This window comes from Streptomyces thermovulgaris (assembly GCF_002155915.1).
In the GTDB taxonomy this organism is placed as follows: domain Bacteria; phylum Actinomycetota; class Actinomycetes; order Streptomycetales; family Streptomycetaceae; genus Streptomyces; species Streptomyces thermovulgaris.
This window is the reverse complement of sequence record NZ_MUME01000220.1, coordinates 1-13036: the sequence shown is the minus strand read 5'-3', so window position 1 is coordinate 13036 and position 13036 is coordinate 1. Positions and strand designations below refer to the sequence as shown.

Below are 13036 nucleotides of genomic sequence, written 5' to 3'. Positions count from 1 at the left end.
TTTGAAACCACCCTCGCCCAGTGCGCGCAGGTGCTGGGCGACACCCACCCCCACACCCTGACCACCCGCAACAACCTCGCTCGTGCCCACCGAGCCGCCCAAGCCGTACAGCAGAGAAGTACCGCAACCTCATCGCCCGCAGTTGACCCTCAGCAGTCGTCTACGACCGATTGACCAGCCCATGCCTCTTTAATGGCCGCCCAGCCGAGAGTTCGGGACGAAGAGGTCGTGCCAAAACCGTGCCAGATCGTGCGGGGAACCACGGGGAACGGCGGGGACCAGGTCGCTGGTTGGTAAGCCCCGTGGCTGCTCCACCCCAGGTCAGCCCAGCAACCGCCCACAGATAACCGGAGCTTCCCAAGCTGATGTTGCCCACCGGCCTGCCGCTTCGTCCGGGCTGCGGCGCTGGGGCGCCGGTCCCGGCCGATCGGCAGGCCGGGGAACTCACCCGCATGGCCAGGACAGCGAAGAACCCCTTGTGCTCGAATCGCACCCAGCCGGTGCCCGAGAAGCGATTCAGGCCGCAGGCGCTCCATGCCTGGTGGTCATGGGCGATCCAACCACCGTGCCCCGTAGCTCTGCTTCCAGTCCTGCCTTGATCAGCTTGGCCAGCAGTTCAGCTGCTTCGGGACGTACGGTCCCGAGCTGCACCAAGCCGTCACCAAAGACGTTCACGTCGGCCGCCAGGCCGGGAAAGTCGGAGTCCAGCCCGAGTAGCACCAGCTGGTCGGCCAAAATGCCAGCGCTTCGTCGTGCGCGGTTCCAGCCGCGGACGTAGGGCGCACCGGGCAACAAGTCCTCTGCGCGTTTGGCCACCACTCCTCGCCGGTCGGTCATACCGTCAGGTCCTTCCCTTGGGTTCACTGGCGGTGGTCGGTGCGTGCCCGAGGTCGCCACGGTCCGGGCCGAAGCCACTTGCCAGCGCCAGGCGGAGAAGTTCTGCGAGGCGTTCGGCCGTGTCGGGGCCACCCGGCCCAGTTCGACGAGGCCATGTCCGAAGGCGTTCAAGTCCGCGCGCAGGTACGGAAAGTCTTTCTCCAGGCCCGCGCGTACGAGGGCGTCCCGCAGTGCGGTGGTCGCATTTCGGGCTGCGTACCACCCGTCGCTGTCGAGAGGCGACCACGTGGCAGCATCGCGCCCACTGGTCAGCTCATCCCGCATTGATAGTCGTCTCCTCGGGGAGCGCAACGACCGCCGCGTACGGCGTCGGGTACTGCTCGTCGAAGCGGTCGATCCTCGCCAGAAGCTCCGCGGAGGCCACCAGCGCGGTCGCGAGGGCGACCGGCCTCAGCGGGTTGGCCGTCGGCCGTCGCATCGGCGCGCGAAGCCACTGGTAGCGGTCGCCGGACAGCGGGATGGGGCCAGGCACTACGACGGCAGAGCCCTCGCCAAGGTAGCGGTACGGCGGCGGGGAGGACGTTTCGCGCTCAAGGTAGTGCGTGAAGGTCTCGCGGCTCTGCGAGCCGAGGAAGAATCCGACGCGCTGCGCCTTGCGGTCGATGAGCGAAGGCCCGAACGGCAAGCCACTGCGCAGGATCCGGTCGAACATCTCCAGGCCGAGGCGCTGTTCCACGCTCACTACGTCGAAGAGGCGGCCCGTCGCCAGCAGGCAGGGCATCCGCGGGTCGTCCGCCCAAACCTGTAGGCACTGCGCCGGATCATCCGCCGCCTGAGACAGCCATTCCATGCCCCGTCTGGTCATCCTCTGCACGTCGTCTCACCTTCAGTCGGACTGCGGCGGCCCCGATGCCGCCGTATGTCCAGACTCACGGTCCGGCCCCTGGCCGGGGCAGATGACGAGGGGTGACGGGGGATGACGCGTCCACGCATGGCACGTCATCCTCCGTCCTCCCCATTTCTTGCAGGCGATCTCCGGTTATTTCCTACACGGAGCGCTGACCAGCACGTACATTCAGTGACAGCATCCCCGAGCTGTCGCACCGGCATCGTGCAGGGAGTGAAGAGCCGTCTTGAAGCCGACCAGTGTCCGCTTACGTGAGGCTCGCATGAGCCGGGGTTGGAGTCAGCCACGACTGGTGAGGGAGCTTCGCCGGGTCGCCGCCCAGCGCGGCCATCAGCTCCCGTCGGATGTCAGCGTGAAGCGACGTATTGCCAGCTGGGAGAACGGTCATAGCACCCCGGACGATTTCTACGGCCCGCTTCTGTGTGACGCTTTCGGCACCAGCGCGGTCGAGCTTGGATTGAGGCGCGGGGAGTCTAAGGACGTCGCTCTGCTCGATGCTGCCTATCCCGCCAGCCCGGATGATGCCATCCGGACGGTTGGCCAGCTGTGGCGTGCTGATCTGAACCGGTACGACCCGTTGCTCACGGCGGAGCCGTCCGAGCCCGCGTGGAACGAGGCATCCCTTCGGTGGTTGGTTGCGCCCGAGCCGGGCATCCCGCGGCCGCGTACCGAGGGCGTCCGGGTCGGTCTCGGCGACGTGGCAGCCGTGAAGACCACGACGGACGTGTTCGCTCAGCTTGACGATCAGTTCGGCGGGGATCATGCGCGTCACTCGGTGATCCAGTACCTCAACAACGATGTGGCTCCGCTCCTGCGGGGCCGGTACACCGAGCAAGTGGGGCGAGCCTTGTTTTCTGCCGTGGCAGAAGCGACCCTCCTTGCCGGCTGGATGTCCTACGACGCCTGTCACCACGGACTCGCCCAGCGGTACTTCCTCCAGGCCCTCCGGCTCGCCCAGGACGCCAACGACCGCCGACTCGCGGGCAGCATCCTGTCAGCGATGAGCCATCAGGCGACTTTTCTGGGGCGGTACACCCAGGCAGTTACTCTCGCCCGTGCCGCTCTCATGGGCATCTCTCCGGTAGCCACGCCGACATTGCGTGCACAGTTCCACGCGATGGAGGCCCGTGCCCTTGCGCGTACCGGCGACGTCGTTGCCTGCGAGGCTGCTCTGAGCGCGGCGACCAAGGCTCTCGAAAGCCGGAACAACGAGGACGAGCCGGAGTGGATCAGCTATTTCGACGAAGTCGAACTTGCCGCCGAGGCCGCCCACTGTTTCCGTGACGTCAACAGCGCCCGTCGGGCCGTCGCCCACGCCGAGAACGCCATGAGCGGCAGCCACGTGCGAAGCGACTTCTTCGCAACCATGGTCCTGGCCGACGCCCACTTACGGGCCGGGGACGTCGAGGAAGCATGCCGCGTAGCACTCGACGCGCTGGATCTCGGAGAACAGCTCAAGTCGACGCGATGCATCAGCTACCTCGCGGAGTTCCGCCGAAACCTCAGCACGGTCGGCAAAAGCAGCGCAGCGCGTGAGTTTGCAGAGCAGGCCCGCGAACACAGGTTGTGGATCGCTGCGGAGCAGTGGGGCTGACCAAGAACTACTGACCTCAGCAGAGGACGACCGCCCCTCCGGATTAGAAGGGACTCCACTCCTCACGTCCCTCGCCTGTCCGCAGGGAGCGGATCCGCCGGGCGAACTCGGCGGCGGAGCGCTCGCTCACGCCGACCTGGTGGCCGAGCCACGCCACTATCATCAGCTCTCGCAGGTCGGCCAGTGTCTCGTATCCGGGCCAGTTCATGAGGTCGAACCCGTACCGGTGGACGAACTCGGCGTACTCCGCTTGGGTGTGCCAGCCGTACCGGTCATAGAAAAGCGCTGTCTGGATCAGGTCCCACTCACGCGGAGCGAGAGCGAATCCGTCGAGGTCGATGAGGACGGCATGACCATCCCGGTGGCGGAGGATGTTTCCGATACTGGCATCTCCGTGAATCATCCCGAAGGGAAGCACGAAGTCCAGTTGGTCGTACTCCTTGGCGAGCTTGGCCGCCCGTTCCTCCAGGAAGGACCGGTCCTCCTCGGAGACGGCATTCAGACCGTCCAGTGAGGCCGAGAGCTTGGCCATGGGATCGAAGTACGGAAGGCCCAGTGACGTGGGTTCCTCCAGCCAGTGCAGCCGACGGAGCAAGTCGGCCAGCTCACCGACCGTCGCGTACTCCTCGCGCTCCTGAACGCTCTCCCAGAAGGTCACCACCAGGCCGCGCACGACGACGGGCTGAGCAATCCCGGCCGGCACCCGAGTGGCCGGAAAGTCGACCTTCTGCAGCCAACGGGCCACGCCTACGGCGCGCTCCATCTCCGGCAGCACACTGGGGTCACGAGCGATGCGGACAATGACCGGTAAGGACGCCAGCCGGTACACAGCATTGGAGCCGAGCCGCAGCAGCTCCGCCCCGCCGGTATCCAGTCCGGCTGTCTCACACGCCTCGCGCAGGACGGCTGCCACGCCCTCCGCCGTGAACTCCGTACCGCCGCCGACCGGTTCCCCGCCGCTGCCCGAGATCATGCCTCCGACGATACGGCGCAGCCACACCCCTGGACAGGGCATCCACGTAATAGGGGCGTAATGATCTTGAGAGGAGCGGCACCCCTGCCCCGCTTCCTCGCAGGTCAGCGTGCTCGACACCCTGTGCACTCATCTGGTCTCCGGAGCCGTGTGCGCAGGTTCGAATCCTGCCGGGGCACCGCACATCAGGTGCCCAAAGACCCTGTCACCAGCGGAAACGCCGAGACCGGCGGGGTCGGTGAACACTGTCGCGAAGCCGATGCCGAGCTCGGGCCGCCCGGCCGGAGGTCAAGCGTCACCAGTCGCCGACCAGGCCGGCCGCCCCGGACTTCGTCCGCCGGAACGTCACCACGGAAGAACCGGGCCTCGTCTTGCAGACGAGACAGGGGGACTTTACGGGCGAACGGCTGCACCGATGGTGACCGAAATCCACTGCCGAATCGCGATCTCCTTCGGTTCCCCATTACCTGGCAGGTAATTGAGGGCCCTTCAAGCTCATCGTTACGGTCGCGAGGTGAAACAGCGCTTCTCGCGAGCGGGGGTCATTCGGTTGAAAGGGTGCCGACGCATCAATGACGGGGATTTCGAGGGCGTCGATCCGTCCGGCACTGCCCGGCTGCGGCGGTACCCCGGTGGTTCTCCGCTGCCGGCGCCGCCCGCCGATTTCCTCCGCATCGTTCTCCGCCCGGAAGGGCCGGTCCTCTCTCTCACCGATCCCGGACTGGTGAGGGGCCACATCCTGTGGGCGCTGCGGCAGGGGCGTGCCCTCACCTCGGATCGACGGCCGCGGCGGCCGGGGGCCGATCCGCGTGGCTGTCCGATGACGGCCGGTGAGGACCTCGTCCCGGCCGGTGCGGCGCCGCCCCCAGTACCCGTCGGCCGGACTGTGGTGGAACGGGCACCGCCCGGACTTCCTCCGTGCGGTCACGTCCTTCGGCGGACGGTCCGGCAGTCCCTCGCCCCGCCTCGACCGTGGCTCACTCGACCGAGTCGCCCCGGAGCCGTCCCTGCCCGCTGACAGCGCGACCCGGGCCGTCCTCGCTGCCCGGCACGTACTGGCGGGCCCCTCCCGCCTCTTCGCATCCGCTCAGCGCACGCCCTGGACAACGGCGTGCGCACAACGAAAGGAAGGCATCATGACGTCACTCCGGACCGCGGACACCGCACCGGTGAGGAACAGCGCCCGCCGTGACGGATTACTGCGCCTGGCCCTGGCGGTCGACGTGGTCCTCACCGGCGTCAACGGCCTCGGCTATCTCGCACTGGCCACCGTCCTGGACTCGGTCCTGGGGGTGGAGCGTTCGGTGCAGTACCCCGTCGGCGCGTTCCTCACGGTGTACGCGCTGTGGCTCCTGTCCGTCCTCAGGCGGGAGCCCATCAGCCGTGGCGCCGTCGGCGTCGTGATCACCCTGAACGCCCTGTGGGCCGTGGCCGGCATTCTGACGGCCGCCACCGGCGCACTGGGCAGCACGGCCGTCGGCACGGCGTGGATCGTGCTGCAGGGCCTGGTCGTGGGCGCCATGGGGGCCGTCCAGTACGTGGGTCTGCGCCGTATCTGACGTGCTGTGCCCCGGCGGTCAGGGGCACAGCACGTCATCCCCCGCGAGAAACCGGACCACCGTCGTGCCGAGCGGTGGTCCGGTTCCTCTTCCGCGTGCGCCCGGGTGAGCCGGACGGCCGCCTGCCACTCGGCCAGGGCGCAGCGTCCCACGACGAAGTCCTCGGCGTCGGCGGAGTCCGCCGAGCCGCGTTCCAGTTTGCATTCAAATGTCAGGGCTCTGAAGACGTCGCCCAATATGGCGGATGTCTTGACCGTATGGATGTGCATTGCAGATGCCACCTCACGGTCGGCAATGCACGAGGAGCAGTCCGGAAAACTTGGCCGGGATGCATGCGATGCTTTGCAATCCGCTTGCCCGGGATCCCGGCAGGAGGTTCCACGGTTCGGGTCTTCCTTCCGAGATTCAGCGTCCTTGGAAGGCGGAGAGAGACCGCGGACACGGGCGGCGCGGCCAGGGGTGTGCGATGTGCTCGAGTTCGATTCCGGCAGCGCGGGCTGATGTCTTCCTGACACGGCCTTCCTGACACGGAACCGACCCGGTCGACGGGCGCTGTATCGCACCGTCTCCTCTTCGAATGGACTGGGCCCGTCAAAACCCCGAAGGCATTTCCAGTCGTCCTGGAATGGTGAGATCCGGGTACGCGGAGCGCAGTGTTTCAGCCATGTCGCGGGTGTCTTCCCGTTCGGTTTCCGGCTGCGGATCACCGGACGGCCCAGTATGAGCAAATGCGCAGGCAGATGAGACCCCAGGGCATCGGGCCGATGCTCCGAGAGTGGCGCAAGAGACGCAATTTGAGCCAACTTGCGCTCGCCCTGCAGACAGGCATATCCAGCCGCCATCTCAGCTTTGTCGAGACAGGGCGCGCGGTGCCCAGCCGGGATCTCGTGCTCCGGCTTGCCGAGCAGCTCGACGTGCCCATGCGTCAGCGCAACTCCTTGCTGATGGCCGCGGGTTACGCGCCCGCCTACGAGGAGACGCCCATCAGCGAGGCGCAGATGGCCCAGGCCGACGAGGCCATCAACCGCCTGCTGGCGGGGCACGACCCGTACCCCGCTGTGGTCCTCGACTCGGCCTCGAACCTGCGACGGGCCAACAGGTCCGCCATGGCGCTGCTGGACGGCGTCCCCGCGGAGTTGCTGAGGCCGCCGGTCAACGTCATGCGGCTGGCCCTGCACCCGGAGGGGCTGGCCCCCAGAATCCTCAACTTCGCCGAATGGCGCATGCATCTGCTCGGCAGGCTGCGCCGGGAGGCCGCGTTCACCGACGACGAGTGCCTGCTGTCCCTTTACGACGAGGTCAGCGCCTACCGGTATCCCCAGGGCATGGCCGACCCGGAACGGAGCACCGATCCGGAGCACGCGGACGGCCGGCAGATCGCGATTCCCCTGCGCATCGAGGCGCTGGGAAGCGAGCTCAGTTTCTTCAGCGCCCTGACCATGTTCGCGGCACCCGTCGACATCACCTTGGCCGAACTGACCATCGAGACGTTCTATCCCGCCGACACACGCACGGCGACGGTTCTGCACTCCTACTACCAGGCCGTGAACAAGGACGAGTCGGCGCCCGGTGAGCTCGTCGGGCACTGGACGGCTCCCTGACGGGGAGCGCCCCGCTGACTGGCGCCGGCCTGTCCGCCGGTTCGTGCGAGGGGACGCGGTTACGCCCCATGCCCCGAGCCGGTTACGCCCCATGCTCCGGGCGTTTTTCGGGCAGCAGTTGGACGGCCAGGGCCGGTGTCACCGCGAGGGCGGTCAGACACACGCGGCCGGCGTCCACGGCACACCGGGCCGGACGCAGCCTGCCGGGCGGGGGCAACGGGCATGACGGCGGGACACAGGGGCCTCCTGGGGTCGGTGTGGATGTCGCAATCCACACCGACCCCAGGAGGCCCTCATCCGTTCAAGCGCCCAGCCGGCGTGTCACCGACGTCCCGGCACGGCACACCTAGCTCTTCGGACCCAGCAGGCCCGCGCGGCGCAGCGCGTCGGCCATCGCGCTGTTCACGGGCGCCGGGGCCTGGCGCGAGCCGCCGCGGCCCTGACGCTGCTGCGGCGGACGTCCGCCGCGCCGGCCGCGCTCACCGCCACCGCCCTGCCGGTCCTGCGGCACCGCCTCGTCGTCCAGACGCAGGGTCAGCGAGATCCGCTTGCGCGGAATGTCGACGTCCAGCACCTTCACCTTGACGATGTCGCCCGGCTTGACGACGTCCCGCGGATCCTTGACGAACGTCCGCGACATCGCCGAGACATGCACCAGACCGTCCTGGTGGACGCCGACGTCCACGAACGCGCCGAACGCCGCCACATTCGTCACGACGCCCTCCAGGATCATCCCGGGCGACAGGTCGGAGATCTTCTCGACGCCCTCCTTGAAGGCGGCCGTCCTGAACGCCGGCCGCGGGTCGCGCCCCGGCTTCTCCAGCTCCTTGAGGATGTCGGTGACGGTCGGCAGACCGAAGGTGTCGTCCACGAAGTCGGCCGGGTTCAGCGAACGCAGCACGCTCGTGTTGCCGATGAGGGCGGCCACCTCCTGGCCGGTGCGTTTCACCATCCGGCGGACGACGGGATACGCCTCCGGGTGCACGCTGGAGGCGTCCAGCGGATCGTCGCCGCCGCGGATGCGCAGGAAGCCCGCGCACTGCTCGAACGCCTTCGGGCCGAGCCGCGGGACGTTCCTCAGCTGCGCCCGTGACGTGAACGGCCCGTTGGCGTCCCGGTACGCCACGATGTTCTCCGCGAGCGACGAGGTGATGCCCGAGACCCGCGCGAGCAGCGGCACGGACGCGGTGTTGACGTCCACGCCGACACCGTTCACACAGTCCTCGACCACCGCGTCCAGCGAGCGGGACAGCTTCACCTCGGACAGGTCGTGCTGGTACTGACCGACACCGATCGACTTGGGGTCGATCTTGACCAGTTCGGCCAGCGGGTCCTGCAGCCGGCGGGCGATGGAGACCGCACCGCGCAACGACACGTCCAGGTCGGGCAGTTCCCGGGAGGCGTAGGAGGAGGCCGAGTACACCGACGCGCCCGCCTCCGAGACCACCACCTTGGTGAGCTTCAGCTCCGGGTGCCTGGCGATGAGGTCGCCGACGAGCCTGTCGGTCTCGCGGGAGGCCGTGCCGTTGCCGATCGCGACCAGCTCGACCGCGTGCTCCCGGGCCAGCCGGGCCAGCGTGGCGATCGCCTCGTCCCAGCGATTGGCCGGAACGTGCGGGTGGATGACGTCCGTGGCGACGACCTTGCCGGTCGCGTCGACCACGGCGACCTTCACCCCCGTGCGGTACCCGGGGTCCAGGCCGATCGTCGCGCGCGTGCCGGCCGGGGCGGCCAGCAGCAGATCGCGCAGATTGGCCGCGAACACGTTCACGGCCTCGTCCTCGGCGGCGGTGCGCAGCCGGAGCCGCAGGTCGATGCCGAGATGGACGAGGATGCGGGTGCGCCAGGCCCAGCGGACCGTGTCCTGCAGCCACTTGTCGGCGGGCCGGCCGCGGTCGGCGATGCCGAAGTGACGGGCGATGATCCCCTCGTACGACGACGGGCCGTCCGTCGGCTCCTCCGGCTCCAGGGTGAGCTCGAGGACCTCCTCCTTCTCACCGCGCAGCAGGGCCAGGACCCGGTGCGAGGGCAGCTCGGTGAACGGCTCGGCGAAGTCGAAGTAGTCGGCGAACTTGGCGCCCGTCTCCTCCTTGCCCTCCCGCACCTTGGCGACCAGCCGTCCGCGCACCCACATGCGCTCGCGCAGCTCGCCGATCAGGTCGGCGTCCTCGGAGAACCGCTCGGTGAGAATGGCACGGGCCCCGTCGAGCGCGGCCTGGGGATCGGCCACCCCCTTCTCCGGGTCCACGAACGCCGCCGCCGCGGCGAGCGGTTCGACGCCCGGATCGGCGAGCAGTCCGTCGGCCAGCGGCTCCAGCCCGGCCTCCCGCGCGATCTGGGCCTTGGTCCGCCGCTTCGGCTTGTACGGCAGGTAGATGTCCTCCAGCCGCGCCTTGGTCTCGGCGCTGCGGATCCGGGCCTCCAGCTCCTCGGTGAGCTTGCCCTGCTCGCGCACCGACTCCAGGATCGCGGCGCGCCGCTCCTCCAGTTCCCGCAGGTAGCGCAGACGCTCCTCGATCAAGCGCAGCTGCGCGTCGTCGAGCATCCCGGTCGCTTCCTTGCGGTAACGGGCGATGAAGGGCACCGTCGAGCCGCCGTCCAGCAGCTCCACGGCGGCCTTGACCTGCCGCTCCTGTACGCCGAGCTCCTCGGCGATCCTGCCTTCGATGGACCCTGTGAGGGGTGTCGTCACGTTCCCGTACCGCCTTCTTGCTCCACTGTGCGCCGCAATTCTGACAGGCTCCGCCGACAACCGGTGCCCAGGGCGCTGCCGCGTCGCGCCGAATCTTCCGCCCCGTCCGCCGCCGCCCGTACGGCCGGGGCCGCCGTCCGTGCCGGACCGGGCGCCGGGGCACCGGAGCCGCGCCGGGGCGGCCGGTGAGCGCATGGCAGGGCACATGACGGAACGCACGACGGAGCGCATCACAGAACGCATGGCAGAAAAGGTGGGAAATCCGTCATTGCGGCCACGGGGCCGGGCGCCAAGAATCGGGGCATGGCGCAGCGAACCGTTCTCGTCGTCCTCTTCGACGGCGTGCAGAGCCTGGATGTGACCGGCCCTCTGGAGGTGTTCGCCGGTGCGGAGGAGGCCGCTCCGGGGGCGTACCGCATCCGCACCGCCTCACTGGACGGCCGGCCCGTCCGCACCTCCGGCGGACTGGGCCTCGTACCGGACGGCCCGCTCGCCGAGGCGCCCGCGCCGCACACGCTGCTGGTCCCCGGCGGCGAGGGCACCCGCCGGCCGGACGCACGGCTGATCGAGTGGATCCGCGGGCACGGACCGCGGGCGGCCCGGCTGGTCTCGGTGTGCACCGGGGCGTTTCTGCTGGCCGGGGCGGGACTGCTGGACGGCCGGCGGGCCACGACCCACTGGGCGCACTGCGACGAGCTCGCCCGCGACCACCCCGCCGTCGAGGTCGACGCCGACCCGATCTACGTGCGCGACGGCCCGGTGGCCACCTCGGCCGGGGTGACCGCCGGCATCGACCTCGCCCTCGCTCTCGTCGAGGAGGACCTGGGCCGCGACATCGCCCTCGCCGTCGCCCGCCATCTGGTGGTCTTCCTGCGCCGGCCCGGGAACCAGGCCCAGTTCAGCGCCCAGCTCGCCGCCCAGACCGCCGGCCGGGCGCCGCTGCGGGACGTGCAGCAGTGGATCACCGAGCATCCGGACGCCGATCTGTCGGTCGAGGCGCTGGCCGCACGAGCCCGGCTCTCGCCGCGCCACTTCGCCCGCGCCTTCCGGGCCGAGACCGGCATCACCCCCGGCCGCTACGTCGACCGAGTCCGTCTCGAACACGCCCGCCGGCTGCTGGAGGACACCGCCGACGGCATCGAGGAGATCTCCCGCGCCAGCGGCTACGGCACGCCCGAGGCCATGCGGCGCGCGTTCATCAGGGCGTTCGGCACCGGTCCGGCCGAGTACCGGCGCCGGTTCCGCCCCGCACCCGTCACCTGACCCCGCCGACCCCGCACCCACCGAAGGGAAGTCCCGTGCAGATCGCCGTCGTCCTCTTCGACCGCTTCACCGCCCTGGACGCCGTGGGCCCGTACGAGACCCTGGGCCGCCTGCCCGGAGCCGAGACCGTCTTCGTCGCCGAGCGCACCGGCCCGGTCCGCACCGACACCGGGCGTCTGGCGCTCATGGCCGACGCGGCCTTCGCCGAGGTCCCGAGCCCCGACGTCGTGGTCGTCCCGGGCGGCCCCGGCCAGACGGAGCAGATGGAGAACCGGGCCCTGCTGGACTGGCTGCGCACCGCCGACGCCACCAGCACCTGGACGACCTCCGTGTGCACCGGCTCCCTGCTGCTGGCCGCCGCCGGACTCCTGAACGGCCGCCGCGCGACCTCGCACTGGCTGGAGCTGGACTGGCTCGGGCGCTTCGGCGCCGAGCCCACGGGGGAACGGGTGGTCGTCGACGGCAAGTACGTCACGGCCGCCGGTGTCTCCTCCGGCATCGACATGGGCCTGACCCTGCTCGGCAGGATCGCGGGCGACGCATACGCCCAGACCGTCCAGCTGATGATCGAGTACGACCCGCAGCCGCCCTACGACGCCGGGTCCCCGGACAAGGCGCCCGCCCACCTCGTGGCGAAGGCCCGTGCCGAGAACCGTCCCGCCGTGAGGTGAGGCCCTCCGCGCAGTGAGGGGAGCGAGCCCCGGGAAGGCGAGGTCCCGGGCAGGGCCCGGTGGACGCCCCGGCCCCTCGCACGGCCGCCCGGCGCGCCCGATCCGCTGCGGCTGCCCGGTCTACCGGACGGCCGCCTGCCGCACGGTCCAGGAGAACCGCGGCGCACGGCGCTCCAGGAAGGCGGCGACCCCCTCCGCGGCGTCGTCGCTGCCGCGGGCCTGCTCCCTCCAGTGGTCCTCACGGTCCGTGCGGCCGTCGGCGAACTCCTTGGCCGCGGCCTGGGTCAGCTGGGAGCGGGAGACGAGGACACGGGTGAACTCCGCGACCCGCTCGGCGAGCCGGCCCTCGGGCAGGACCTCGTCGACCAGCCCCGTGCGCAGCGCACGCCCGGTGTCGATCAGTTCGCCGGAGAAGAGGAGGTACTTGGCGGTGGCCGGGCCCACCAGGGACACCAGACGGCGGGTGGAGGAGGCGGGGTAGACGAGCCCCAGCTTGGCCGGGGTCACGCCGAACAGCGCGCCCTCCTCCGCGAACCGCAGGTCGCAGGCCGCGGCGAGCTGGGCGCCGCCGCCCACGCAGTAGCCGCGGATTGCCGCCAGCGTCGGCTTGGGGAACGCGGCGAGGGCCTCCTCGGCCAGCACCGACAGATGCTGTGCCTTCTCGGGGGCCTCGCGCAGGGTGGAGATGTCGGCACCCGCGCAGAACGTCTCGCCCGCCCCCGTCAGCACCAGGACCCGTACGTCCGGGTCCGCCGCCAGATCCTCCAGCAGCGGCGGCAGCGACCGCCACATCGCGGCCGTCATCGCATTGCGCTTGGCCGGATGGTGGACGACGACGGTGGCGACCCCGTCGGCGACGTCGTGCAGCAGCTGCGGCTCCATGCGCCGGATCGTAGCGACCCCTCTCGGCGTTTGACCGGGGAGGGGAGGGGGACCAGG

10 protein-coding genes and 1 pseudogene are annotated in these 13036 nt (G+C 69.8%); 5 read left to right on the top strand and 6 right to left on the bottom strand.

The genetic code is table 11. The annotated features are described in order from the left end of the window. Nucleotides 1-516: 516 nt before the first annotated feature. From CCN35_RS17800 to CCN35_RS17790, 3 genes and pseudogenes are all read right to left on the bottom strand, one after another. Nucleotides 517-837, bottom strand: coding sequence for a hypothetical protein (locus tag CCN35_RS17800; RefSeq protein ID WP_086793481.1), 321 nt, complete (start codon nt 835-837; stop codon nt 517-519). 4 nt (nt 838-841) lie between these two features. Then, nucleotides 842-1161, bottom strand: a pseudogene (locus CCN35_RS17795) (hypothetical protein). Next, nucleotides 1151-1711, bottom strand: a complete 561-nt coding sequence (locus CCN35_RS17790; protein WP_245863235.1) for a bifunctional DNA primase/polymerase — start codon at nt 1709-1711, stop codon at nt 1151-1153. Before CCN35_RS17790 ends, CCN35_RS17795 begins: the two are co-directional and overlap by 11 nt. A 259-nt stretch (nt 1712-1970) precedes the next feature. Between CCN35_RS17790 and CCN35_RS17785 the strand changes: the two genes are divergently transcribed. Continuing rightward, nucleotides 1971-3338 carry a helix-turn-helix domain-containing protein gene (locus tag CCN35_RS17785; protein WP_483883423.1) on the top strand — a complete coding sequence of 456 codons (1368 nt, stop codon included), beginning with the start codon at nt 1971-1973 and terminating at the stop codon, nt 3336-3338. A gap of 43 nt (nt 3339-3381) precedes the next feature. Here CCN35_RS17785 and CCN35_RS17780 read toward each other — a convergent pair whose 3' ends face one another. Further along, a complete protein-coding gene (locus tag CCN35_RS17780) occupies nt 3382-4311 on the bottom strand; it encodes an aminoglycoside phosphotransferase family protein (protein WP_086793483.1) in 930 nt (309 codons plus the stop codon). A gap of 1136 nt (nt 4312-5447) precedes the next feature. Here CCN35_RS17780 and CCN35_RS17775 point away from each other — a divergent pair. Together CCN35_RS17775 and CCN35_RS17770 are read left to right on the top strand one after the other, a co-directional pair. Then, nucleotides 5448-5870, top strand: coding sequence for a hypothetical protein (locus CCN35_RS17775; RefSeq protein WP_086793477.1), 423 nt, complete (start codon nt 5448-5450; stop codon nt 5868-5870). A gap of 728 nt (nt 5871-6598) precedes the next feature. Then, on the top strand, nt 6599-7471 hold the full coding sequence (locus CCN35_RS17770; RefSeq protein ID WP_086793476.1) for an MmyB family transcriptional regulator: 873 nt from the start codon (nt 6599-6601) through the stop codon (nt 7469-7471). Nucleotides 7472-7817: 346 nt separating this feature from the next. On the opposite strand, the gene CCN35_RS17765 is transcribed toward CCN35_RS17770, so the two are convergent. Beyond that, complete coding sequence (locus tag CCN35_RS17765; protein WP_086793474.1) at nt 7818-10163, bottom strand: Tex family protein; 2346 nt, start codon at nt 10161-10163, stop codon at nt 7818-7820. Nucleotides 10164-10466: 303 nt separating this feature from the next. Between CCN35_RS17765 and CCN35_RS17760 the strand changes: the two genes are divergently transcribed. Beyond that, complete coding sequence (locus tag CCN35_RS17760) at nt 10467-11426, top strand: GlxA family transcriptional regulator (RefSeq protein ID WP_067396877.1); 960 nt, start codon at nt 10467-10469, stop codon at nt 11424-11426. Nucleotides 11427-11461: 35 nt separating this feature from the next. Further along, entirely contained in the window at nt 11462-12097 is a 636-nt protein-coding gene (locus CCN35_RS17755) for a DJ-1/PfpI family protein (RefSeq protein ID WP_067396875.1), read from the top strand. Between the two features lie 120 nt (nt 12098-12217). On the opposite strand, the gene CCN35_RS17750 is transcribed toward CCN35_RS17755, so the two are convergent. Then, entirely contained in the window at nt 12218-12979 is a 762-nt protein-coding gene (locus CCN35_RS17750; protein ID WP_086793472.1) for an enoyl-CoA hydratase/isomerase family protein, read from the bottom strand. Nucleotides 12980-13036: the final 57 nt, after the last annotated feature.

Coding starts and splice junctions, on each gene's coding strand:
- CCN35_RS17770 (WP_086793476.1), top strand. CDS start 6,599: ATGCGCAGGCAGATGAGACCCCAGGGCATCGGGCCGATGCTCCGAGAG.
- CCN35_RS17750 (WP_086793472.1), bottom strand. CDS start 12,979: ATGGAGCCGCAGCTGCTGCACGACGTCGCCGACGGGGTCGCCACCGTC.
- CCN35_RS17775 (WP_086793477.1), top strand. CDS start 5,448: ATGACGTCACTCCGGACCGCGGACACCGCACCGGTGAGGAACAGCGCC.
- CCN35_RS17800 (WP_086793481.1), bottom strand. CDS start 837: ATGACCGACCGGCGAGGAGTGGTGGCCAAACGCGCAGAGGACTTGTTG.
- CCN35_RS17780 (WP_086793483.1), bottom strand. CDS start 4,311: ATGATCTCGGGCAGCGGCGGGGAACCGGTCGGCGGCGGTACGGAGTTC.
- CCN35_RS17760 (WP_067396877.1), top strand. CDS start 10,467: ATGGCGCAGCGAACCGTTCTCGTCGTCCTCTTCGACGGCGTGCAGAGC.